Annotated in this window: 1 protein-coding gene; it reads left to right on the top strand. The window is 69.0% G+C overall.

The genetic code is table 11. From position 1 onward, the window contains the following. Positions 1-125: 125 nt before the first annotated feature. Positions 126-1,283, top strand: a complete 1,158-nt coding sequence (locus A6302_RS20305) for an iron-containing alcohol dehydrogenase (protein WP_069308520.1) — start codon at positions 126-128, stop codon at positions 1,281-1,283. Positions 1,284-1,361: the final 78 nt, after the last annotated feature.

Genomic DNA, 1,361 nt, shown 5'->3' with positions numbered 1-1,361 from the left:
CCTCTCGCCTAGACGCAGCGTCCAACGACCAGCGACGGCCCATCCTTTGTCGTCCCCTCCCCCTGGAGGGGAGGGACAGGGAGAGGGGAAACCTTTCGGCAATCAGAAGCCTTCGAGAGTCTCCCATGACCATCCGTGCCAACTGGAACTACCCCACCCCCATCCGCTTCGGCGCCGGCCGCATCAGCGAGCTCGCCGATGCCTGCCGCGTCGCCGGCATCGAGCGCCCGCTGTTCGTCACCGACCCCGGCCTCGTCGACCTGCCGATGACGAAGGCCGCCGTCGCGCTGCTGAAGGAGGCCGGCCTCGGCGTCGAGGTGTTCTCCGACGTCAGGGGCAACCCGGTGGAGAGCAACGTCTACGCCGGCATCGAGGCCCTGAAGCTCGGCGACCATGACGGCGTCGTCGCGTTTGGCGGCGGCTCGGCGCTGGACGTCGGCAAGACCATCGCCTTCATGGCCGGCCAGACCCGGCCGATGTGGGACTTCGAGGACGTCGGCGACTGGTGGACCCGCGCCGACCCGACCGGCATTGCCCCGATCGTCGCGGTGCCGACCACCGCCGGCACCGGCTCGGAGGTCGGCCGCGCCACGGTGATCACCAACGAGGAAAGCCATACCAAGAAGGTGATCTTCCATCCGCTGATGATGCCGAAGGTGGTGATCGAGGATCCGGAACTCTGCGTCGGCCTGCCGGCGACGATCACCGCCTGGACCGGCATGGACGCGCTGGCCCACTGCATCGAGGCCTATTGCGCCCCCGGCTGGCATCCGCTCGCCGACGGCGTGGCGGTGGAAGGCGTGCGGCTGTGCAAGGAATTCCTGCCGCGCGCGGTGAAGACCGGCACCGACATCGAGGCGCGCGGGGCGATGCTGGCGGCAGCTTCCGCCGGCGCCACGGCCTTCCAGAAGGGCCTCGGCGGCATCCACGCCATGAGCCATCCGGTCGGCGCGCTCTATGACACCCACCACGGCCTCACCAACGCGGTGTTCATGCCCTACGTGCTGGTGTTCAACCGCGCCGCCATCGAGGAGAAGATCGCCCGGCTCGCCGGCTATCTCGGGCTGGAGCCGAGTTTCGACGCCTTCCTCGCCTGGATCCTCGACCTGCGCGCCGAGATCGGCATCTCGCCGACGCTCGCCGGCCTCAACGTCGACGCCTCGCGCCTCGACGAGATCGCGGCGATGGCGATCGTCGACCCGACCGCCGGCGGCAACCCGGTGGAACTCACCACCGACGCGGCCAAGGCGATCTTCCACATGGCGCTGGCCGGGGAGATGTGAGGGAAGGATCTTGATGGAGGCTTCTGGGTGGGGCTTCCCCTCAGCTGTTGCTTCGGAGTGGGGCTCCCCCCTCTCCCT

This window comes from Methylobrevis pamukkalensis (genome assembly GCF_001720135.1).
Taxonomy (GTDB): Bacteria; Pseudomonadota; Alphaproteobacteria; order Rhizobiales; family Pleomorphomonadaceae; genus Methylobrevis; species Methylobrevis pamukkalensis.
The sequence above is the reverse complement of the archived record's forward strand: the minus strand, read 5'-3'. Positions and strand labels throughout refer to the sequence as shown.